Here is a 21,880-nt window from a genome sequence, read left to right on the forward strand (position 1 = left end):
AAGTGCAATCAGCTATCCTACAAATTTGCCGATAAAGTCTCTGACTCTTTCATTTTCGGAATGGAAGATCTCATCCGGTGTCCCCTCCTGTACACAGACACCGTTTTCCATAAAGATGATACGATCGGAAAGCTCTCTTGCAAACTGCATTTCATGTGTCACGATGATCATTGTCATCTTTTCTTTTGCCAGTTCTTTGATGACCTTTAAAACTTCCCCTGTCAGCTCCGGATCCAACGCACTTGTCGGTTCATCGAAAAACAGGATCTTCGGCTGCAGCGCCAGTGCTCTTGCGATCGATACACGCTGCTGCTGTCCGCCGGAAAGCTGATACGGATAAGCATTTTCCTTTTCGGAAAGTCCAAGCTGCTCCATCAGCTTACGCGCACGCTTCTTTGCCTCTTCCTTTGGCACCTTATCTACACTGACAGGTGCATCCATGATATTTTTCAAAACGCTGTAATGCGGAAACAGATTGAAATTCTGGAATACAAGCCCGAAATAATGGTGGATCTGTTTCAGTTTTTCTTTGGATGCATAAACACATCTGCCGTTTTCACTTTTTGCCGCGTACTCTCCCAGATAGGAAAGCTCGCCGTCATCCATCTGCTCGAGCATCGTCAGGCAGCGCAGGATCGTTGATTTTCCGCTGCCGGAAGGCCCGATAATGGAAACAACTTCTCCTTCCTTTACAGAAAGAGAGAAGTCCTTGATGACTTCCAGCTCATCAAAGGATTTTTTTAAATGCTTCAGTTCCAATAAAATCATATCTTTCTCCTATCTGTAATAAGCCATTTTCTTTTCCAGTGTTTCCATGACAAATGCAACAAGCAGGTTAAAAAGATAATAAAACACACCTGCTGCCATCAACGGTACGATCGTTGTCTGTGCTGCTGCCACCTGTTTTGCCAGTGTGAACATTTCCGTCACGGCAAGTACGAATGCAAGGGAGGTATCCTTAACCAGCGTAATGACCTCGTTTGTCACAGCGGGCAGGATCCGCTTGATGACCTGCGGCAGAATGATCTTAAAGAAAGTCTGTCCCTTGCTGTAGCCGAGGATCTTGGCAGCCTCATACTGTCCTACCGGAATGGACTGGATACCGGAACGGTAGATCTCCGCAAAATAAGCTGCATAATTTAATACAAATCCGATGATGACCGCGATCATACGATATCCTGATGAAATGCGGATGCGGAATATGTAATACGGCGCAAAATAAACTACAATAAGCTGCAGCATAAGCGGCGTTCCGCGCATGATGGAAATATAGATTTTTGTGATCGTCCGAAGCAGACCGTTTTTTGACATGCGTCCAAAAGAAATAACCAGTCCGAGCGGAAGCGAAAATAACAGTGTCAGGAAAAAAATCTCTCCTGTAACAAGCATCCCCGTAGCTAATTGCCCAAGCATTGTTCCAAAACTCATAAAACTCTCCTTATGTAAAACCCTGATATTTTATCGTAGTAGCACTTTACCATAGTAAATCAAACACGGTGTAATGGTACCATTCCTGCCATACTCTGTCAATCCGCTTTTCTCAGCTTTCTGCTTTTTCTTCATAGGCAGAAACCATTTTCAGAATCTGTGCTGCATATTTCGGATACTCCGTTACCAGCTTTTTGATCTGCTCCTGTGCCTTTTCCGCGTTATCGGTGTTGAATTCCATCTGCTTTCTAAGCTGCTGTCTGCGCAGAATCATAGCATGCCTTACCTCGACCATTTCCTTGGAATCTAAGATCGCACCGGTCTGATGCAGCCAGATCATCGGATCATGCAGACGATATTTTTTCAGGATACGGATCAGATCTTCCTGTCCGAAGGACAGCTCCTGCATCGTCTGCTCCAGCTTTTTCCGTTCCACCTGCTCCGCCTGGTAAGCCTCCAGCAGACTTTTCAGCTCCTCCCCGGAGGAAATACCGAATTTCAGATAATAGTAATCCAACAGATTTGTATTATTGACATACCGGATCTTCACACGGTTCTGCAAAAGGATCACTCTGTTCAGACTGCCTGAAGACAATCTGTCCTCCTGTGCTGCATCCATATATTTCATATACATTGCCACCAGTGCGATCGCACAGACTGCTGCCGTCAGAATATAGCCCATCTGTGTCTGCATTTCAAAGGCAAACTGCATGATCAAAAGGATCACGATACAGAAAAAGACCGCCGCTGTCGTGATAACCGCCATGCCACGCAGGTTTTCCATTGCCGTCTTTGCTTCCTGCCTTCTGAACAGACATGCCTGCTTTTCATTTTCCAGTCTGCTCAGATCGTTTCGGATTGCTTCCTGATACTGTTCCGCTTCCTGCAGGCGCGTCAGGCTGTCATGCGCATCCTCAGACAGGCGCTCCATTTTTGCATAATCTGCATCGGACATATGTCTTTTCTTTTTCTCATACCGGCTCTTGTCCTCTTCCAACAGATGCACTGCCTTTGCACAGTCTTCCAGCTTCTCCCTGTCTTCACCGGAAATATAATCGATCAGTTCCATGTCCTTCAGATACAGATCGACCATGGCGTATTCGGCTTCACACTCGCTGATCTGCTTCTGCGCATCAGCGATCTGTGTCAGCAGACTTTCCACATAACCTGTCCGCTGCTGTTCATCCTCCAGATCCGTTTCATGTTCCGTAAGTCCATATGCTGCTCCGTCTGCTTCATCCGGCAGTTCTTCTTTTTTCTTTTTTCTGCGTCTAAACAATCTGTTCCAAAACTTCATTGCTTACTCCCCTATACAGATTCCGGCTGTTCCATCATGACACGATATGTTTCCCGGAGACTGTCCATATCAGGCAGCCCTTCCATCTGCTTCAATGTATCTTCCGCTGTCTGCAACGCACTTTCATATTCCTGTTCTACAGTCAGCGCACTTTCATAATATGCTTCATGCTCCGTAATAAAGCGGACAAATTCTTCCTTTGTCATCTGCATTCTTCTGCAAAGCAAATAGAGATGAAGCGCTTCTTTTCTGCCAAGCCGGTAGCTTTCCATAAATTGCGCTTCCGCAAGCCCGTATTCAAAAAGCTGTGCCATACATTTTCCGATCTGTTCAAGCAATACCGCCTTGTTTTCCTGCTCCGTCTCTTCCCGCAAAAGTTCCCGGTACAGCGTGATCGCCTGCATATATGCCTTTTGTGAGTACAGACCGTCTGCCTGCTTCTGCTTTCTCTTAAGCGGTGTCAATGTCTCGTTTTTCGTCAGTGTTTCCATCAGCTCCGTCATTTTATCAGCAGAAACATAGGCCGCTTCTTCCAATACCATCCGGCAGAAGGTATGCAGACTCCCCTGAAAATGCAACAGCTGTCTTAAGCTTCCTGCCAGATCAAAAAGTTCCATCTGTTCCACTGCATCTGCCAGATCTTCCCGCATAAACCCCTGATCCAGCATGTCCGCATGTACCGTAATATAATAACACAACTCTTCCATAGAAAAAATATCTGTATGCATGGCGATCTGATATGGCTTTTGCAGCCTCTGTCCTATGCAGACATAACATGCATTTTCCTTCTCATCAGCATCGGGCAGCTCTGCCAGACGGATTGCTTTTGTAAACGGTTCCCTGACAGGTGCAAAGAAACTGCCAAATCCATGATCCAGCACCGTAAGCTCCAAGGTTTCCTTATCCTGCATGGAAAAAGCAAGCTCCAGAAGGCAGCTTCGATATGATCTTTTGAGTCCGTCCAAACCGATCACGATCTCTTTTTTCCCTCCACGGATCGGTACAACCTGCAGCCGGATCTCATCTGTATCTTCTATATAAAAAGCGAGACTGCCTGCCGCCTCATACCAGTTTGTCCCCGCATCCAAAAGCGGGCAGTAGATCTCCTCCGTTTTGTCATACAGCCTGATCCCTACATTATACTGCAGCATATCCTTGCCCAGATACAGGAAATCTTCCGATGCTTCTCCTTTCCAGATCCGTTCCGCTGCTGCAAAACAGGCACCCTTTCCAAACAGGTTGTCTCCCGCAAACACCTTACGGTTTCTGCAGATCACCTTGAGCGTTTCCTGATACCAGTCTCCGTGAAATCCATCGCCGATCAGATACAGACTTGTTACGATCCTGCCCGCCGTATAGTCCTGCATATATTCCGCCAGTTCCTGATCCAGTTTTGCAAGTTCTCTGTCATGCTCCATGATGGATGCATAATGTTTCTTTTTATAAAGATCCGTTTCTGTCGTCTCTATACTCACGACAACAGGTCTTGTTTTATGGTTCATTTCCACACGGTATGTCACGAGCTGCTCCGAAGTCAGATCCAGAACCTGTGTCTCGTATCCCATAAGCCTTCTGGGCTGATGCACCAGATAAGAAAAGATACTTTCCTCATGGCTTTGGAAGGAAATATCCTCTACCGGCAGATTTTTTACGATTTCCTGCAATTTACCATAATGTACCCCCGGATCGATCCGTCCGGTCAGTACAAGTGCCCGAACCGTTATCTCCTCTCCAAGCTGTTCCCCGACTTTTCTGACAAACGCTGTATATGTGTGCTCCAAAAAAAGGCTGCAAAGATCTGTCAGCTGATATTCACTGTCGGAAAGCCTGATCGTATCCTCATGAAGCATCCGGGAAAAAAGATGCTCTGCAAGCGCCCCTTCTCCAGCCAATGCACGTTTTACCGCTTCCGTTCCTTCGTACCACTGGTTCACGCCTTCCCGTCTGCAAAGTGCTGTCTCAACCTGTGTGACACCGGGGAAATCAGGCATGACCGGTTCTTTTCCCTCCTCCGCATAGGAAAACTGCACATAATATTCATTGATATCACAGCCTATTACAAGTTCCATTTTGTTCCTTCTCTTTCTATCTGAATAGCTGCCCTGCTACAAGATCCTGTCTGATGTACTCCCGTTCAAAATCATTTTTTGTCCGTTCATCTCCCATGGAAGCACTCAGGAACAGATCATTTAACAGCTCATATCTGCTCTCTCCCGTTTCCGGTGCTGCTTCATTATTTTCCAGGCAACCACTCTCCGTCAGCTGCCAGGTGCTGTCTTTTTCTTCTGTCACATAATACTGCAGCTTTTCCCCAAAAAACAGGACAAAACGTTTCACATAATAGCCCTCACACACTTCCGAAAGCATTTTGATCTTGTACCGGTCCCCGCCACCGTCTCCCAGATAGTGCAGGCTTACTTTAGTACCGGGTTCCGTCCGGTATTCCATGCACACCAGATCCGCATACAGATGAAGCTGCGGGATAAAACCGGAAAAGCTTCGGAAAAACGGTAAATACCCTCTTCTTTCCATGACCTGCTCTACCAGATCGCGGATCAGTTCTTCCTGTTTTTTTGTATATGTGGTTTCTTCCTTTGCCATATACTGCAAATAAGCAATCTTAGAAAGAAGACTGCACTGCTCTTCTGCCAGATACTGCTCCAGCACTGTGAATACTTCTGCCTGCGCCGGATGCTGTTTTACAAAATATTGGTATACTATATAATCCGTATATTGATGGGCAAGCCCGCTGTTTTTGCGATACTTTACATAGTAAGCATATGCTTCCTTTTGTCCGCCGCCGATTCCCTGTGTAAATATTGCTGCGAGCAGGATCCGTTCGGAAAGCTGCAGCACATCTGTGTCAAACCGGAGGGCGGCCTGCATGATCTCCTGCATCTGTCTGCTGCCGCCTTCATAATAACGACAGATATAAGCCAGCATCTCCTGTGTATATTTCCCTTTCCGGAAAGTATAAAGTGCCAGCGCCAGCCAGCTTGCATCATAACTGTCATCTTTCTGTAAATGCCTTGTGATAAACTTTGCAAGCAGCTTTGGGGACACACCTTCAAATCCATAGGTAAGAAGTGCCTTTTCTACCTGCTCATCCATTTCACAATACAGCATATATTGCAGGATCTGTGCCCGTTGCTGCAAACTTGAAGTTGCCAGATCGCAGCTTTGCAAAAATGTCTCCAGTTTTTCCCGATCATCCCGCCTGTAATAAATTTCCATCAGCTTTTCCGCAAGCTGTTTTCGATATGTCGTTTCAATCTCATCCGATGCGACCAGACGGTTGCAGATCATAACAGTCTGATCCTCGTCATGCCTCTCACCGGCTTCCAGTGATTCTGCATATAACATCAATGGTGCGGCAGACACTTCTGCCTCCTGGCGCATAAAGATACGTTCCGCATTCATCAGCTTTTTATCTTCGTACAGACTGCTGTCCTGATAACGGTTTCCGTTTTCATCCTCTAAAAAAATCTCATAAGCATCCGTATAACAGGATACATAAGCGATCCCCTTTACAAGCGGTATCTGCTCTTCCTGCTTGAGCTTATCCTGTACACGGATCACACGACAGACATTCTCTGCTTTTGTGCTGATCCGATGGGTAAATGCCACCTGCAAAAGTGCCTTTTTCGCCGCCTGCAGCTTTTGCGGATCCTGAAATACATACCGGTAAATAGTTGCCAATGGCTCACTGATATTTCCCTTTTCCAGTTGTTCCCATGCAAAGTTTTCGATCTGCGGCTCATAATGCGGCATCAGATCCTGAAGCTGTTTCTGATTTTTTAGGATCAGGGCAAAAAGGGCTGCCTTCCGTTCCTCCGGCAGATCACACTGGAACGCAAAATATAAGAGAACATTTTTAGGCGGCAGCTGACCCGGCTCCGTTGCCATCATATAGTATTCGTATAAAGAAGTGATACGAAGATCCTTCTCCAGTGCACATGCGTACCACTTGCCAAATCCTTTTGTTTTTCCGCTGCGGATCAGCAAGGTACACATTGCTTTCAGTGTATCTTCTCTCTCGTACAGCCGGTAGCTTTTGGCCAACAGACAGTAAAGCGGTCTGTCCATTTCTTTTCTGCGCATTGCCAGATACGCTGTCCTTTCTGCAAGTGACTCCGTATAAACACCGTATTTGATCGCAAACCAAAGAATATGTATTTCAAAAGATTCCAGTTTCATCAGGCAGGAAGGACTTTTCTCCACCAGTGAAAACGCAGTCTGCAAAAGCACCGGGCTGTCCGCTCCTCTATAAAAATGCGCTTCCAGTACAGAAAAGACGTCTCTGCTTTCCGCATCCGGCTGGATCCTGCTATACAGACAGGCAGGCAGGTAAGCCTCCGGTCTTTCCTCCTGCAGCATTAAAAGTTCCTGTCCGGCTTCTTCTGCAGTATCTTCCTCCTGACAGATCTGGCCGCGCAAATATAAATATGCCGCATAAGGCACTGCATCGATCTCCCCGCGCAGATAGCTTTGCGCCACATGGTTCAATACCCATTTTGCTTCGTTTTCTCTTTGCTGCAGCCATAAGATCAGCACCTGATACAGGCGGTTTTCGAGACTCCTGCCATAACCGCTGTTCAGCTTTTCTGCAAGTTTCTCCGCCTCTTTCAGGGTATCCGTTCTGTTTTGCGGCTGCATCCGATATGCCAGATACAGACGCATGAGCCTTGCAAGCAGTTTCCTGCGTTGTCTGTCCGCGGTCTGCTTCTCATTCTCCTGCTGCTTCTGCTTTGGAATCATGATATGTACCGTCACACTGCCACTGTCACTTGTAAAGGTAATACTGCCATAATTATCCCCTTCGATAAAATACTCCGGTAAAATCGTGAAAGGAAATGCACAGATATCTTTCTCAAAATCTTCTTCCGTTAAATGCACCTTTTCCGGGTGGATAAATTTCCCCTTGGCTGTTACGGTAATATCCGTATAGCCCCAGCCTTTCCGGTGCAGCTCAATCTGCTCCTCTCCCTGTGCATTTCTGCCAAACAAAAGGTTGTCCTCGGCTACCTCATACACCATGGCACTTTTTTTATGGATTCCGATCAGGAATTCATCTACATTGTGAGCATTGCCCGGATATACGGATAATCCTCTGTACAAGTTGTAATACTGCCTGTCATGTCCCACAAAGAGACGCTGAAACTCTTCTGTATAAAAAAGGCGGACCGCCTGCGCGAAGTCAACTCTGGCAAGATTGGCAAAATGAAACAAATTCCGCATTTCCCCCAGCTCATCCGTCATCATCACAGGCTTTACCGTGATCTGATACGGTACCCTGTATTCACCGAAATTTGAAAGAATACTGAATTCGCCGCGGATCTCATCGCCTGCATTCAGTCCTGTCGTATCGATGCAATACGGTAACTTTCCCTCTCTGCCTACAAAGCCCTGATCCAGGCACTGGACTCTGTAATGGCTTGAATAAAATACACAGGAAATTTCTTTCCCTTTCCGGGAACTGATCTGTATATGATCTTCCTGTTTTTCATTTTCTCCTACCGCGCCTGTCAATCTGTTTGGCGTAAACAGCAGAAGATCATCTTCCCATGCAAAGCCTGTCTTTTCCAGATTCAGATATTTTTCGATTCTGTTCACAGAAGCCCTTCCTTTCGATCGTGTTGTATTTCAGGCTCATTATACCATATAATAACCGCAAAAAACAGCGTCAAATGCACGCACTTATGCGGTGCATTTGACAACTGCCGATCAGAGCGCATCCGCATCCGTATCTGTCAGACCGGTTCCGCGATCCGCGTCACGCCCACATAGATATTCGATATTTCATACCAGGTGGCATAATCCGTCACACCTGTCTTTGGCAGATCAAAAATGTTCTGGAAAGTACGGACCGCTTCCACCGTTTTGGGTCCATAGATACCATCTACATCGATCTTGGGAATCGCCGGATAGTTCTGAGCGATCCGGTTCAGCTGCCGCTGCAGCTGTCTTACCTTTTCCCCGGAAGAACCGATCGTCAGATCATATCCCGGCCAGGAATACGGGACACCGGCAATCGTTTCGGATGTATTGATATACATATCTTCCCCATAATAATAGCGGATGATCTCAATGGCAGAATAACCTTCGTCGCCCAGATACTTACTGCCCCATTGCTTCAGTCCGTTACAGGTTGTGCGTTTTCCGTCACAATAGGAAGTAAAAATCGGTTGTTTTACGCCCGGTCTGGATAAGTAATTTGCAAAAACAGAGTCCACGATCCTGTCTACGTTTTCGTATATATTTCTTCCATAAACCCATTTCTGGTCAAATGCAGTTGAGCTTGTGATCGTAAAATCGTACCCTTTGTTTCTGTACCACTCTGTAAAAACCCTGTTTAAGGTAAACGACAGGATACAGAGCGTATTGGCGTAAATCGTCGCCTCCGGCCATGTCGCATAAATCTCGGAAGACACCACATTTTTAATGTAATCTTTATACTTCACATAATAGTTTGTTGCGCGGCTGTCCGTCGGTGGTCCGTCATGTACCACAACGTATTCCGGGATCACAACTTTGGATAATACGATCTCTCCTGTTTCCGCCATCGGTTTGATCTCTTCCTCCGGGATCTTGGGCGGATATTCTCCATATAATGTATGATCCGGGATCACGATATCTTCTGTCTGCTGCATCTCTTCCGTCGGTTCCATTCTCACCTGCTGCAGTGCAGTTGCATCTGCCAGAAGTTCACTGCCTTCTATCGTTACCGGCTGATAACCGGGTGCTGTGATCTGCAGATTCAGTTCTGCATAAGGGCGGTTTGTCTGCTCTGCATCCAGACTCCATTCCAGCGGCGGTGCAGGCAGAGAAACGGCTTCTGTCCGTCCGCTGTTGTCCGTTGTAATTTCCTCTACCACACTGTCCTCACCTGTATAAGAGATACTGATCCTTGCATTTTCAACCGGCAAAAGTCCGATCGTGCTTGTTACCTGCAGTGACAGATTACCTCTGTCTATCATATCCTGCATAGGTCCTTCCTTCTTTTCGGGCATAAAAAAGCCTCTGCATTTTTTCTTATTTTATGCAAAGGCTTTCTTATCTGCTACATTATTCCAAATTCAACTGATTCTTCATGATATGTGCACTGATAAAGTAGAACGCTATCGTTGCGGCTGCTTCCACCAAAAGAACCACAAGCAGGAGTGTCAGTATCGTCTGCATCATCTTTTCATAGGAATAAGTGTCTATGGAAATAAAATTCACAAAAACCATTGAATAGGAAGATACCATCTGCAGAAGCATATAAAGTCCGATATAAATACCGATCGCCCCAAGCAGCCTCTGCTTCTTGAAAAGTTGTCCTATACTAATTGCCGCGTATCCCATAAAAACGTTCATAAACATAGATACGATTGCGATCAGTACAAAAAGGATGATAACCACTGCAACACTCGGAGTCCGCGGGATTTCTGACAATCCCTCAAACATATCACTCCAAAAGTTCTTCTTATCTGCGGGATCAAGCATGCTGAAGAAGAAGCTGAAGATGGAAATTACCATGACCAGTCCGCCGATCAGCTGCCAGATCAGTGCAACAAATGTTTTTGACCAGATCAGTTCATGCTGTGTAACCGGAAGCGTATGCATCAGATAACCCTGATCCGTATAAAGATTCTTATAAAATCTGTTATAAAAGAAAAATACCGTTACCAGACTGAGGGCTGCTATCGATGCTATGTAAGCCATGACATACAAGGTCATTGTCAGTCGTATTACTGCATTTTCAGATGCAAAACTCCATGTATCACTCTGCATAACAACTGTTCCGATCAATGTCAGTCCGATTACGATCAGATTCATAAGCCCGACCAGACGCCAGCAGTCTTTCCATTCATGTACAAATAATTTCTTTAACATGCAAACACCTCCCTGAAATATGCATCAACCGTTTTTCCCTGTTTTTCTCTGATCTCGTCCACAGAAGCCTGCAGAACAAGCTGACCGTTTTTGATAAAGATCACATCATCCAGAATACTCTCAATATCGGAGATCAGATGTGTACTGATGATCAGGGATGCTTCCGGATTATAATTATTCAAAATAGTCTTCATAATGTAATCTCTTGCTGCAGGGTCTACGCCTGCGATCGGTTCATCCAGAATATACAGATCCGCATCCCTGCTCATCACAAGAATCAGCTGGATCTTTTCCTTGGTACCTTTTGACAGCGTTTTTAACCTGTCGCCCGGCTGGATATTTAAAGATTGCAGCATCTCATACGCTCTGTCTGTTTTGAAATCCTCATAGAAATCAGCAAAAAAATCCACCAGATCTTCCACTGTTCTCTGCGCCTCCAGATATGTCCGTTCCGGCAGATAAGAAACATGCTTTTTTGTCTCTACGCCCGGCTCTGATCCTCCGATCAGCACCACACCGTCTGTCGGCTTCAAAAGCCCATTCATCATTTTGATCAGCGTTGTTTTACCACTTCCGTTGGGTCCAAGCAGCCCTACGATATGACCTCTTTCAATCGTCAGATTCAGATCTGAAACTGCAGGTGTCTTTCCTTTTACATAGCATTTTGTCAGATTCATGCATTGCACTAAAGCGCTCATTACTCTTCCTCCCTCTTTTGCTCCACATTATTTTTGATCAGCAGAAATGACTGCTCCGGGTCAAAGCCCAGTTCCCTCATGTCCTGCAAAAATGCATCTATCTTTTCCTTTGCGATCGTTTCTCTCACCATACTGATCCTCTCCTCATCCTCTGTCACCATCCGGCCGCTTGTCCGCATCGTGATGAGCAGACCGCTGTTTTCCAGCTCCGCAAACGCTTTTTGCATTGTATTGGGATTTACACCGGCTTCCAAAGCAAGCTCTCTCACACTCGGCAGCTTACCGCCCGGCTGATAAAAACCTGATATGATCCTGAGTTTGATCTTTTCCACAATTTGTGCATAGATTGGTCTGTCATTATCCAGTTTCCATGCCATATTGCATTCTCCTTTCTTTGTCTTACTGTATTATTGATATAATACAATCATACAATATTTTTTTGAATTGTCAAGTGGGTATCAAATATTTTTTTTACAAAAAAGAACCTTTGGCGCAAGTGCCAAAGGTTCCTCACTTTTCTTTGTATTTTATTTTCCAAAACAGACAGGTCTATTCGATTACCTTTAACCAGCCTTCCGGTGCTTCGATTCTGCCCATCTGGATACCTGTCAGTGTATCATATAATTTCTGTGTAACAGGTCCCATCTTTTCCATACCGCTTGGGAAGCAGATCTCTTTGCCATGATCAACGATCTTACCAACCGGTGAGATAACTGCTGCTGTACCGCAAAGACCACATTCTGCGAAATCTTTTACTTCATCCAGATAGATTTCTCTTTCTTCCGCCTCTAAGCCAAGATACTCTTTTGCAACATACATCAGAGAGCGGCGTGTGATAGATGGCAGGATGCTGTTTGACTTCGGTGTTACAACCTTGTTGTCCTTTGTCACGAAGATAAAGTTGGCACCGCCTGTCTCTTCTACTTTTGTTCTGGTCGCTGCATCAAGATACATATTTTCATCATAGCCTTCCTGATGTGCGGTTACGATTGCATGTAAGCTCATTGCATAGTTAAGACCTGCTTTGATATGACCTGTACCATGTGGTGCTGCACGGTCAAAATCACTTACCTTAATTGTCAGAGGTTTAACACCACCTTTGAAATATGGTCCTACAGGTGTTGTCAGAACTCTGAACTGATATTCATCAGCAGGCTTTACACCGATAACGGAGTTGCTGCCAAACATATATGGACGAACATAAAGCGTTGCACCTGATCCGTAAGGTGGTACATATGCTTCATTTGCCTTTACTGTCTTTACGATTGCTTCTACAAATTTATCTTCCGGATATACAGGCATTTCCAGTCTTCTAGCGGAATCTGCCATACGGGCTGCGTTTAAGTCAGGACGGAATGTAACGATTCTTCCATCTTCTGTCGTATAAGCCTTCATCCCTTCAAATACTGTCTGTGCATACTGCAGAACACCTGCACACTCATTCAGCACGATATTCGGATCCTCTGTCAATGTACCTTCGTCCCATGCACCGTCTTTAAAGTTTGCCACAAATCTCTTATCTGTCTGCACATAACCGAATCCGAGATTTGACCAGTCGATATTTTTCTTTTCCATAAGTACGCTTCCTTTCCTTTGCAGTCACCACACGATGCTGCACCCGGCGATATCTCCGCCCTATATCAATATAGTTTACCACTGCTTTTTTTATACTGTCAACCATTTCAGATAGAACACTATTTTATATAGAACATAGCCCAGTGTTATGATATAATGTAATGAACGCAAAAGAAAAACAAGCGCCAGCAGAGCTGGCATTTGTTTTTCTTGCGTCATTAGCGAACGAATATCCTGCGTAGCAGGATGCAAAGCGCGCAGCGCGGATTCGTGAGCTTTGTGCTTATTAACGAGTGAACCGTCTGCGCAGCAGACACTAAAGTGCGTAGCACGGGGTTCACGAGTCCTGTCGAATATCCTGCGTAGCAGGATGAGAAGCGCGCAGCGCGGGATTCGTGAGCTTTGTGCTTATTAACGAGCAAATATTCGCTTCAGAGAAGCGGATGTAGAGTGCGAAGCACGGATTTGCGAGTCTTGTCACATATTTGCACAGCAAATATGCGACCAAATAACCTGCGCAGCAGGTTATAGCCTCTATCCGGTCATCACCACGCGCAGCTTACATAAACGGGGTATCATCATGAAGAAACTATGGACCAATTATATAAAATTAATGGAAAAAGATGTTGCAGCAGGTGCGGAATCCAACAATCTGGCGGTTCTGGTGCGCTATCTTTCCTGTATCAGCCTGCTTCATTATATATTACTGACAATCATACTTGCTTATGCAGGATATATTTACAGCTGCCTTGGCGTTGTATTTTGTATCGGTCTGATCCTCGCATCCCTGATCTGTACTTATGAAGCACGCATCAAGCTTGGTACACTGCTTTATATCTTCTCGATCCTGGCAGTGCTTACGTTGCTGACAATTCGTGTCGGCTGGAAGTATTTCTTTGCTCCCACGGCTTTTATCACGATCATGGTTTACTTCTTCAGTTTAAATATCCCGATCCGGAAAAAGATCCGATACTCCGTATTTATGGCGATTTATCTGAATGCACTTGCCATTTTAAAGGGCTATCTGCCGCTGCAGGCTGAGATCAATGGTCATATCGCATTGGTTATTCTGGTCTTTAACATCTGTTTTTCCACGCTTGCCTTTTCTTATGTAGCGTATGCTTATTATCAGAAATTTATGGCATCTGAAGCCAAAATCCTGCAATATAACAAAAAGCTGGAGCAGATGGCTTCTACGGATACTCTGACATCTCTTTGGAACAGACGTGCCATGACGCAGCACCTTTCCACCCTTTCCCAGCAGTATGTCAAGCACCATATGAACTTCTGTGTGGCAATTCTGGATATTGACTTTTTCAAACATGTCAATGATGAACACGGACATGGCATGGGCGATTATGTCCTTAAATCACTCTCTTATATGTTAAAAAGCAGTATGGATGGAAAAGGACAGGTCGCAAGATGGGGTGGTGAGGAATTTCTGCTGACTTTTGAAAATACAGATCTGGATCGTGCATACAAGCTGCTGGATCAGATCAGAGCCCGTATTGCCGAACAGGAATTTACGTTTAAAGATGTGAGTCTGCACCTGACAATAACAGGTGGCATCGAAGAATACAGTATGACCGAATCCATCGATGCCATCATTACACGTGCTGATGAGAAATTATACCGTGGTAAAACCTCCGGCAGAAATCAGATTGTTGCTTAATGCTTTTTTTCGTATTTGGTAAAAGTATATTCCAAATCAAAATAAGTCTGTTCATCACTTGTTTCCGTCATTTCCCACTCCGGCATTTCATCCAGATTCGGGAAAAAGCTGTCTGCCTCGTAAGCATGATCGATCTTTGTGATAAAGGCCTCATCACAATAGGGCAGAAGCTGACGGTAAACGCTTTCTCCGCCAATACAATACACATCCGTATCATATTTTTTGCTTTCTTCTATCGCTTCCTCAATGCTGTGTACCACAACCGCTCCCTTTACCCGATAAGCCGGATCCTTTGTGATCACAATATTGTTTCTGCCGGCAAGCGGCTGTGCCTGCGGAAAACTTTCCAGTGTCTTTCTTCCCATAATGATCGTTTTGCCCATTGTTTCACTGCGGAAAAACTTCATATCACTCGGGATATGCACAAGAAGGGCATTTCTCAGTCCGATCCCCCAGTTACTGTCTACTGCTACGATTAGTTTCATGTTGCTCCTCTTTTCGTTTTCTATTCTTATACTCGTAAATCCGCGCCTGCGGCGCTTCCCGTCTGCTTCGCAAGCGCTTGTTTTTTCTGTCCTTATATTACACTCGCAAACCCGCGCCTACGGCGCTTTCCGTCTGCTTTGCAGACAGTTTGCTCGTTAAGCGCACAAGAAAAACAAATACTTGCTTCGCAAGTGCTTGTTTTTCTCTATGTGCGCTTAAATGGCGATCGGTATATCGGTGATCTGTGGGCCGGTTTCGTATCCTTCCAGACTGACATCATTTCTGGTGAACTGGTAAAAATCATGGATATCCGGATTTAAGTGAAATTTCGGTGCTGCAAAGCCCTCACGTGAGATCAGTTCTTTGATCAGCGGTACATGTCTGTCATAAATATGCGCATCTGCAATCACATGCACAAGCTCTCCCACCTTCATATCACATACCTGTGCCAACATATGCATCAGTACTGCGTACTGCACAACATTCCAGTTGTTAGCCGCAAGCACATCCTGTGAACGCTGGTTCAGAATCGCATTCAGTGTCAGTTTATCATCGCCCGGCTTCTGCGTCACATTAAAAGTCATACTGTATGCACACGGATACAGGTTCATTTCATGCAGATCCTGATGCACATAGATATTGGTCATAATACGACGGCTGAACGGATTGTTTCTCAGATCATAGATTACTCTGTCCACCTGATCCATCATGCCTTCTTTATACTGATGTTTGACACCCATCTGATAGCCGTATGCCTTTCCGATGGAGCCGTTTTCATCAGCCCATTCATCCCAGACATGGCTGTGAAGATCATGGATATTATTGGATTTCTGCTGCCAGATCCAGAGCATTTCATCCGTGGCACTTTTCAGTGCCGTCCGGCGCAGTGTCATGATCGGGAATTCCTCCGACAGATCATAACGGTTGACCACGCCAAACTTTTTGATTGTATAAGCACTTGTACCGTCTTCCCAGTGTGGTCTTACTTTTTCTCCTTCCGTACTCGTTCCGTTTGTCAGGATATCCTGACACATATCAATAAATATCTTATCTGCTTTTGTCATGATGCCATATCTCTTTCTTTTATTTTATCTGTCCCATTTATCACACAGGGCATTGATCTGATCCGTAAATTTTGCCAGATCCTTATTGGTTCCGCCTTCATTATGCTGAATAACCGCCAGAAGTCTCTGACCTGCTGCAAGCAGTCTGCTGAATACATCGGATGCAATCTTACGTTTCTTAACCGGAATGCCTTCAGCCTCGTAGGTGATCTCACCTGTCACAAGATCTACTTCTGTTCCGCTGTACGGAGCATAGGTGCTATAGCCGTATTCATGCTTCAGACACTCTGCAAAAGCCGTACAGACTGCATCCTCGCCGTGTACGATAAAGACTCTGTCTGGCTTCTTTTCAAACTTCTGGAGCCAGCCGATCAGCCCGTTCTTATCCGCATGTCCGGATAATCCTTCCAGCTTTTTGATACTTGCCCGGATCTCGATGGACTCGCCAAACAACTTAACTTCCTTTTTACCGTCCACTATACTGCGTCCCAGTGTTCCGATCGCCTGATATCCCACAAACAGGATCGTACATTCCGGTCTCCACAGATTATGCTTTAAATGATGGCGGATACGACCTGCCTCACACATACCGGAAGCAGAAATAATGACCTTCGGCGTATCTTCAAAGTTGATCGCTTTTGATTCTTCACTTGTGATGGAAAGGCGAAGTCCCGGGAAACTGATCGGGTTAATTCCCTGCTTTACAAGTGCCATAGCTTCCTCATCAAAGCAGCTATATATGTTCTTCTGGAAAATTCCGGTCGCTTCTACTGCCAGCGGGCTGTCGACATAAACCGGGAAATCAGGATACCCTTCCACCAGTCCTTCTGCCTTGATCTTTCGCAGGAAATACAGCATTTCCTGTGTTCTGCCGACTGCAAAGGACGGAATGACCACATTACCGCCTTTGTCAAATGTTTCCTTTAAGATCTTAACAAGTTCCCCGACGTAATCCGGCTTTTCTTTTGTATGTAACCGGTCGCCGTAAGTTGATTCCATAACGACATAATCCGCATCCTTTGTTGGCTTCGGATCCTTGATCAGAGGCTGATCTGTATTTCCGATATCACCGGAAAATACAAGCTTTTTGGAAACACCGTTTTCGGAGATCCAGACCTCGATACTGGAAGATCCGAGCAGATGTCCGATATCCGTAAAACGGATCTGGATGCCCGGACATAATGTGATCATTGTATCATAATGACACGGAACGATCTGCCGGATCGCACCATCCGCATCTTCCATTTTGTAAACCGGCTCTACCGCTTCCATATTGGCGGAGCGCTTTGCCTTTCTATTCTTCCACTCCGCTTCCTGCATCTGTATATGCGCACAGTCACGAAGCATGATGCTGCACAGATCCGCTGTCGCATCCGTCATAAAGATCTGTCCCCGGAAGCCTCTTGCATACAAAAGTGGCAGCATACCGGAATGATCCACATGTGCGTGTGTCAGAAGCACATAATCGATCAGTGATTCCTGTACCGGGAGATCCACGTTTTCAAATACATTTTCTCCCTGTTCCATACCGTAATCAACCAGAATATGCTTACCGCACGCTTCGAGATAATGACAGCTTCCCGTTACCTCATGATCCGCCCCAATAAATTTCAGTTTCATGCCTATTCCTCCCTTATTTGTAGTGTATGATTCGCCCCATTCCTTTACCTGATCACCATCCGCAGTGCATACAGAAGAAGCAGATGCACAGGATAAAACAGATAAAAGAACCATTTATTTCCATTTCCCTTTTTGCCGTTATAAAAATAGATACAGATAAATGCCGGGAAGCACAAATACTCCCACGTCATACTGATATAACCGATCACACATGCCTTGACTCTGTCCGATCTGAATACATAAAAGATCAGGATCAGCAGGATCCCCAGCCCGCTGTAATCCGTTTTCAGGAAATAGGCAGCCCATATTGCCGCAATCCCGATCAGAACGGAAAGTGACAGTTTCAATGGCATATCCCAGCCCTGCTTCTCCATGATACACCGGATCAGTGCAGTCGCCAGCAGTCCCAGAAACAGGGTAAAAAACACATTCTGCGCCCCGAATTCCAGAATCTGATCGGAAAAAGCAAGATCAAAGGGAATTTCCGAGAGCAGTGCAAATGCAAACAACCGCAGCAGATATCGCTTTACATCATGCGTATGATACAGTCCTTCCACCAATACAAAACAGAAAATAGGGAACGCCGTCCGTCCGATTCCACGCATGATCCGATACAGGAGATCCGCCTGTGCAAAGCTGGCAGTTCCCGCATAAAATGACGTGAAAACAATAAAAAAAGCCGCTCCGAAATGATCAATCAACATTGTAATGATCGCGATATACTTCAATGTGCTGCCCGATAATCCATGTTCTTTCTCCGATATTTCCTGTGGCATGGCACGATTCCTTCTCTTCTTTCAACTATCTGTCTTTAATAAATATACCTGTCTTACAAGCTTCAGAACCATCTGTTCTGAATTGTTATTTCTATTTTAACATACTCCATCTGATTTATAAAGCGGAACCACCTGACGGAGTCCTATCAAATGTCACAAATTTGTTTTTGTATTTTCTACATAATTTTTTCAAAAAATCGTATCATTTTTTGTACATATTTGCTATAATTATCCTATCTGCTGATAGATTTTTCTATCAGCCTTTCATGCACAGACAGCCGATGAAAAATTCGTGAACTTATAGAAAGGACAAAACACATGAAAAAATTAACCGATTTTGCAAACATAGCACAATTACAGACCTTCATCAAAGACTGGAGCAGTCTGACAGGGCTTTCCGCTGCCATTACCGACCTGGATGGCAACTGTCTGACAGCTGCGATTCCGGAATCCTGCAGTACTTACCATGCTGAAGATGCCTTAACGGAGCTTTCCCTCGGAGAAGACCCTATCGGATCCATGCTCTATGGCATTCCGGCAGATTATACGGACGATCCCGCCGCATCTGTTCAGATCCTTTACTCCCTGCTTACTCTGGCGATCAACAACCAGTATGAGACTTCTCAGTTAAATACCAGACTGCAGACCTACAAAGACAGTATTGATACCCTCTCTTCTCTGATCAATGCTATTATCGAGAAATCACATGCCCTGGATAAGATCGAATCCAAACAGCGTATGCTTGCACTGAACGCTTCCATTGAAGCGGCCAGAGCAGGCGAGGCCGGTAAAGGATTCGCCGTTGTAGCGGATGAAGTTGGAAAACTGGCAAGCGTATCCGATGAGATCAACACTGCTATCAAGGATACGATGACGGACATGGCAGATCTCGTAGAAAAGATTTCCGCACCGGAACATCCGGTTATTTAATTTTTCATTCATCATGGCAGCATAAAAATGGAGACGTTTGAAAAAACTTTCGTTTTTCAAACGCCTCCATTTTTCTCTTATTGCATTTCTCTCTTGTTCCGTTTTCTATCTGTTCATGTTCTCTATTCCACGTCTACTGTTTTCAGAACTCTTGCCGGATTACCTACAACTACCGCATTTGCAGGTACATCCTTTGTCACTACTGCTGCTGCACCAACGATCGCATTTTCCCCGATCGTTACCCCCGGTAATATCGTGGCACCTGCACCGATCCACGCATTTTTTCGGATAACCACAGGCTTACAGAGCAGAACCCTGTGTTCTTTTTCATCATGATTATTTGTCAGGATCTGGGTATTTGCCGCAATGCTGACATTGTCCTCGATCGTCAGTCCGCCTCTGGACATACACACAAAATTGTACATGATAGACACATGATTTCCGATCTTCACATGATCGCCCATATTGATATGGACACCCTGTCTTACCTTACTTCCCTCTCCGATATTGCCTTTAAAAAGTTCCTTTACCAGTGCATTGTATTCCTCTGTTTCCGGCATTGTCGTATTGATACGGAAGCAGAGCTGCTCACTGCGTTTCGACTCTTCCCACGTTGCCTCAAGCTCAGGCGTCATAACTCTCAGATCGACTCTTTCCCATTCCATTATACCGTGTCTCCTTTTCTATCCCGTTTCCTACAGCTTACTTTCATAGCAGAAAAACGGTTGTCCAAACATCTCACATTCTCCTACCAGCGGAAATTGAAATACAGCATACGATCTCAGTGCTTTCTGATTTCCTTTATTGACCAGAAAATGAACGCTCTGATAGCCGCGTTTTTTCAGCTCCCGCATACCATGCTTCAGCATTTCTCTCGCAATCCCTTTATTCTGCAAAGCCGGATGCACCGCAAGCCTTGCCAGCTCTCCGCCCGGCTGCAGATCAGTTTTCCAACAGGTAAGTTTTTTAACCGCATCATCTTCATCGATTGAAATGGATGCAACGATTTCGCCCATCTCATCTTTCATCACAAAAAGGGCGTCTCTTGACAGGTCAAATTCTATCTCCTTCATGCCCGGATACTGGTCATCCCACGCACAGCATTCTCTGCCAAGCTGCATCTGATACAATGCCAAGATTTTCTCTTTATCCCCCGCATCTGCCTGCCCAATCCTGTACTTAGCCCAGTGATAAGCCACACGTGGTTCTCCGTTTAACAAATAAATAATACCGCACTTTACAAAACCGTTCCGCATGATCACCTTATGCATGATCTGATTGTCTTCATGTGTGTCAATCCGGACATTATCACTGATCGATTTACAATAGTTTACCATTGCTGCAAACAATCCATGTACCTTTGCATCACTTGCCACGCGGTGCATCGTCACATAAGAAGCATCATTCAGCCATTCTCCGCCTTCTACATATCCATAAGTCGGATCTTCGCCTCTGCAAAGTGCAAACGCACCATGTATGGCATCTCCTTCACAGACCGCCATACATCTGTGTTTTTCTATATCCTCTTCTATCAATTCCCTTGGTGGAAAATTCGCTCCCCACTGATGGGGATTTCCGCTCTGCCGCATCGTCTCTCTTGCAATTTCATAAATATGCATGAGACTTTCTATATCCTGTATGGTTGCTTCTCTGATTTTTAACATATGTAACTCTATATCCTTCCTGCTTTACCTTTCTTCTTTCGTATCTGGTCTGTCCGTTCTTACAGATCTGCTCCGTCCTTGGCACGATTCGCCTTTGCGCTGATCGCTGTTACAGTCAGCTTCAATACCGCAGTCCTTGGCAGTGCACTTTCATTATATACAAAATGCTTTGTTTCTTCGTGCCTTGCCATGATCACATCATCGACTGCCCTTTTCTTATCTTCTCCCTCTAAAAAAGTTACCGTTGCCTTCCCCATTACTGACAGATACCGCATGGTAACATCTTTCATTTCCGTAATGCAGTCCATATAAAGCGGCTTGTCCATTTCAAAGCTGCATACCGGATTTTGTGTGAGCAGCTCGTATCTCCTGCCTGCCATTGCCCCATGGACATACAGATAAAGCTGCTCTCCTTCCACTTCATAAGCAAAATTCATTGGCACGATATATGGGTACTCTCCGTCCGAAAGCCCCAAGCGCACGATCTCACACTGCTCTACGATTTTCACGATTTCCGGAAAACCGGTCACTTCTCTGTCTTTTCTTCTCATTTGCCGACCTCCTTATATCTATATCTGTTTCATTAGGTTCTGTACATATGCCTCTGTTTTATCTAAATCCTCAGCAATTTCAGCAATTGTTTTTCCCTTTTGCAACCATTTGATGATCAGTTCCTTAAAATGTACCCCTTGTCAAGGACAAATTAAGAAGAAGGGATTTTCTTTTTCTAACCAGTAGATGGCTATATCGTTTTGTCTAATTACCTTCTTCATGATCCATATCCGCAGAGGGAAT

At 45.1% G+C, this 21,880-nt stretch carries 19 protein-coding genes and 1 pseudogene; 3 read left to right on the plus strand and 17 right to left on the minus strand.

Annotated features, from left to right (window positions below; genetic code table 11):
- Nucleotides 1-12: 12 nt before the first annotated feature.
- The 10 genes from KQI22_RS10200 to KQI22_RS10245 all read right to left on the minus strand — a co-directional run bounded on the left by KQI22_RS10200 (nucleotide 13) and on the right by KQI22_RS10245 (nucleotide 12,873).
- Nucleotides 13-768, minus strand: a complete 756-nt coding sequence (locus KQI22_RS10200) for an amino acid ABC transporter ATP-binding protein (protein ID WP_022005503.1) — start codon at nucleotides 766-768, stop codon at nucleotides 13-15.
- Nucleotides 769-777: 9 nt separating this feature from the next.
- The gene (locus KQI22_RS10205; protein WP_022005502.1) at nucleotides 778-1,428 is read right to left on the minus strand and encodes an amino acid ABC transporter permease; all 651 of its coding nucleotides are present in this window, start codon (nucleotides 1,426-1,428) and stop codon (nucleotides 778-780) included.
- A gap of 112 nt (nucleotides 1,429-1,540) precedes the next feature.
- Nucleotides 1,541-2,725, minus strand: a complete 1,185-nt coding sequence (locus KQI22_RS10210; RefSeq protein ID WP_216551968.1) for a hypothetical protein — start codon at nucleotides 2,723-2,725, stop codon at nucleotides 1,541-1,543.
- A gap of 11 nt (nucleotides 2,726-2,736) precedes the next feature.
- Nucleotides 2,737-4,794 (minus strand): DUF5716 family protein, encoded by a 2,058-nt coding sequence (locus KQI22_RS10215; protein WP_216551970.1) that lies wholly within the window; start codon nucleotides 4,792-4,794, stop codon nucleotides 2,737-2,739.
- Between the two features lie 16 nt (nucleotides 4,795-4,810).
- A complete protein-coding gene (locus KQI22_RS10220; protein WP_216551972.1) occupies nucleotides 4,811-8,338 on the minus strand; it encodes a DUF5717 family protein in 3,528 nt (1,175 codons plus the stop codon).
- 137 nt (nucleotides 8,339-8,475) lie between these two features.
- A complete protein-coding gene (locus KQI22_RS10225; RefSeq protein WP_253293599.1) occupies nucleotides 8,476-9,711 on the minus strand; it encodes a peptidoglycan-binding domain-containing protein in 1,236 nt (411 codons plus the stop codon).
- Between the two features lie 79 nt (nucleotides 9,712-9,790).
- Nucleotides 9,791-10,600 carry a hypothetical protein gene (locus KQI22_RS10230; protein ID WP_216551974.1) on the minus strand — a complete coding sequence of 270 codons (810 nt, stop codon included), beginning with the start codon at nucleotides 10,598-10,600 and terminating at the stop codon, nucleotides 9,791-9,793.
- Nucleotides 10,594-11,298 (minus strand): ABC transporter ATP-binding protein, encoded by a 705-nt coding sequence (locus KQI22_RS10235; protein WP_216551976.1) that lies wholly within the window; start codon nucleotides 11,296-11,298, stop codon nucleotides 10,594-10,596. Before KQI22_RS10235 ends, KQI22_RS10230 begins: the two co-directional genes overlap by 7 nt.
- Nucleotides 11,298-11,675: a GntR family transcriptional regulator gene (locus KQI22_RS10240; RefSeq protein WP_216551978.1), complete on the minus strand. Its 378-nt coding sequence runs from the start codon at nucleotides 11,673-11,675 to the stop codon at nucleotides 11,298-11,300. The genes KQI22_RS10235 and KQI22_RS10240 overlap by 1 nt, the downstream gene beginning before the upstream one ends.
- A 172-nt stretch (nucleotides 11,676-11,847) precedes the next feature.
- Nucleotides 11,848-12,873: a branched-chain amino acid aminotransferase gene (locus KQI22_RS10245; protein ID WP_216551980.1), complete on the minus strand. Its 1,026-nt coding sequence runs from the start codon at nucleotides 12,871-12,873 to the stop codon at nucleotides 11,848-11,850.
- Between the two features lie 580 nt (nucleotides 12,874-13,453).
- Between KQI22_RS10245 and KQI22_RS10250 the strand changes: the two genes are divergently transcribed.
- Complete coding sequence (locus KQI22_RS10250; protein WP_216551982.1) at nucleotides 13,454-14,545, plus strand: GGDEF domain-containing protein; 1,092 nt, start codon at nucleotides 13,454-13,456, stop codon at nucleotides 14,543-14,545.
- On the opposite strand, the gene KQI22_RS10255 is transcribed toward KQI22_RS10250, so the two are convergent.
- The 4 genes from KQI22_RS10255 to KQI22_RS10270 form a co-directional block, all read right to left on the minus strand.
- The gene (locus tag KQI22_RS10255; protein WP_216551985.1) at nucleotides 14,542-15,030 is read right to left on the minus strand and encodes a dihydrofolate reductase; all 489 of its coding nucleotides are present in this window, start codon (nucleotides 15,028-15,030) and stop codon (nucleotides 14,542-14,544) included. The genes KQI22_RS10250 and KQI22_RS10255 overlap by 4 nt on opposite strands.
- 216 nt (nucleotides 15,031-15,246) lie before the next feature.
- Nucleotides 15,247-16,095 carry a thymidylate synthase gene (thyA, locus tag KQI22_RS10260; RefSeq protein ID WP_216551987.1) on the minus strand — a complete coding sequence of 283 codons (849 nt, stop codon included), beginning with the start codon at nucleotides 16,093-16,095 and terminating at the stop codon, nucleotides 15,247-15,249.
- Between the two features lie 24 nt (nucleotides 16,096-16,119).
- On the minus strand, nucleotides 16,120-17,715 hold the full coding sequence (locus tag KQI22_RS10265; protein ID WP_216551989.1) for an MBL fold metallo-hydrolase RNA specificity domain-containing protein: 1,596 nt from the start codon (nucleotides 17,713-17,715) through the stop codon (nucleotides 16,120-16,122).
- A gap of 44 nt (nucleotides 17,716-17,759) precedes the next feature.
- Nucleotides 17,760-18,491: a TraX family protein gene (locus KQI22_RS10270; protein WP_216551991.1), complete on the minus strand. Its 732-nt coding sequence runs from the start codon at nucleotides 18,489-18,491 to the stop codon at nucleotides 17,760-17,762.
- A gap of 318 nt (nucleotides 18,492-18,809) precedes the next feature.
- Between KQI22_RS10270 and KQI22_RS14160 the strand changes: the two are divergent.
- Nucleotides 18,810-18,953, plus strand: a pseudogene (locus tag KQI22_RS14160) (PocR ligand-binding domain-containing protein); the annotation flags it as partial.
- A 48-nt stretch (nucleotides 18,954-19,001) separates the two neighbouring features.
- Nucleotides 19,002-19,421: a methyl-accepting chemotaxis protein gene (locus tag KQI22_RS13960; RefSeq protein ID WP_442905255.1), complete on the plus strand. Its 420-nt coding sequence runs from the start codon at nucleotides 19,002-19,004 to the stop codon at nucleotides 19,419-19,421.
- 122 nt (nucleotides 19,422-19,543) lie between these two features.
- On the opposite strand, the gene KQI22_RS13990 is transcribed toward KQI22_RS13960, so the two are convergent.
- The 3 genes from KQI22_RS13990 to KQI22_RS10290 are packed head-to-tail and all read right to left on the minus strand — an operon-like array spanning nucleotide 19,544 to nucleotide 21,636.
- On the minus strand, nucleotides 19,544-20,086 hold the full coding sequence (locus KQI22_RS13990) for a DapH/DapD/GlmU-related protein (protein WP_216551992.1): 543 nt from the start codon (nucleotides 20,084-20,086) through the stop codon (nucleotides 19,544-19,546).
- 30 nt (nucleotides 20,087-20,116) lie between these two features.
- Nucleotides 20,117-21,085, minus strand: coding sequence for a GNAT family N-acetyltransferase (locus KQI22_RS13865; protein ID WP_253293600.1), 969 nt, complete (start codon nucleotides 21,083-21,085; stop codon nucleotides 20,117-20,119).
- 59 nt (nucleotides 21,086-21,144) lie between these two features.
- Nucleotides 21,145-21,636, minus strand: a complete 492-nt coding sequence (locus KQI22_RS10290) for a pyridoxamine 5'-phosphate oxidase family protein (protein ID WP_216551994.1) — start codon at nucleotides 21,634-21,636, stop codon at nucleotides 21,145-21,147.
- Nucleotides 21,637-21,880 lie beyond the last annotated feature (244 nt).

It is taken from the genome of Kineothrix sp. MSJ-39 (assembly GCF_018917935.1).
GTDB lineage: Bacteria > Bacillota > Clostridia > Lachnospirales > Lachnospiraceae > CAG-194.

Coding starts and splice junctions, on each gene's coding strand:
- KQI22_RS10200 (WP_022005503.1), bottom strand. CDS start 768: ATGATTTTATTGGAACTGAAGCATTTAAAAAAATCCTTTGATGAGCTG.
- KQI22_RS10205 (WP_022005502.1), bottom strand. CDS start 1,428: ATGAGTTTTGGAACAATGCTTGGGCAATTAGCTACGGGGATGCTTGTT.
- KQI22_RS10210 (WP_216551968.1), bottom strand. CDS start 2,725: ATGAAGTTTTGGAACAGATTGTTTAGACGCAGAAAAAAGAAAAAAGAA.
- KQI22_RS10215 (WP_216551970.1), bottom strand. CDS start 4,794: ATGGAACTTGTAATAGGCTGTGATATCAATGAATATTATGTGCAGTTT.
- KQI22_RS10225 (WP_253293599.1), bottom strand. CDS start 9,711: ATGCAGGATATGATAGACAGAGGTAATCTGTCACTGCAGGTAACAAGC.
- KQI22_RS10230 (WP_216551974.1), bottom strand. CDS start 10,600: ATGTTAAAGAAATTATTTGTACATGAATGGAAAGACTGCTGGCGTCTG.
- KQI22_RS10235 (WP_216551976.1), bottom strand. CDS start 11,298: ATGAGCGCTTTAGTGCAATGCATGAATCTGACAAAATGCTATGTAAAA.
- KQI22_RS10240 (WP_216551978.1), bottom strand. CDS start 11,675: ATGGCATGGAAACTGGATAATGACAGACCAATCTATGCACAAATTGTG.
- KQI22_RS10245 (WP_216551980.1), bottom strand. CDS start 12,873: ATGGAAAAGAAAAATATCGACTGGTCAAATCTCGGATTCGGTTATGTG.
- KQI22_RS10250 (WP_216551982.1), top strand. CDS start 13,454: ATGAAGAAACTATGGACCAATTATATAAAATTAATGGAAAAAGATGTT.
- KQI22_RS10255 (WP_216551985.1), bottom strand. CDS start 15,030: ATGAAACTAATCGTAGCAGTAGACAGTAACTGGGGGATCGGACTGAGA.
- thyA (WP_216551987.1), bottom strand. CDS start 16,095: ATGACAAAAGCAGATAAGATATTTATTGATATGTGTCAGGATATCCTG.
- KQI22_RS10265 (WP_216551989.1), bottom strand. CDS start 17,715: ATGAAACTGAAATTTATTGGGGCGGATCATGAGGTAACGGGAAGCTGT.
- KQI22_RS10270 (WP_216551991.1), bottom strand. CDS start 18,491: ATGCCACAGGAAATATCGGAGAAAGAACATGGATTATCGGGCAGCACA.
- KQI22_RS13990 (WP_216551992.1), bottom strand. CDS start 20,086: ATGGAATGGGAAAGAGTCGATCTGAGAGTTATGACGCCTGAGCTTGAG.
- KQI22_RS13865 (WP_253293600.1), bottom strand. CDS start 21,085: ATGTTAAAAATCAGAGAAGCAACCATACAGGATATAGAAAGTCTCATG.
- KQI22_RS10290 (WP_216551994.1), bottom strand. CDS start 21,636: ATGAGAAGAAAAGACAGAGAAGTGACCGGTTTTCCGGAAATCGTGAAA.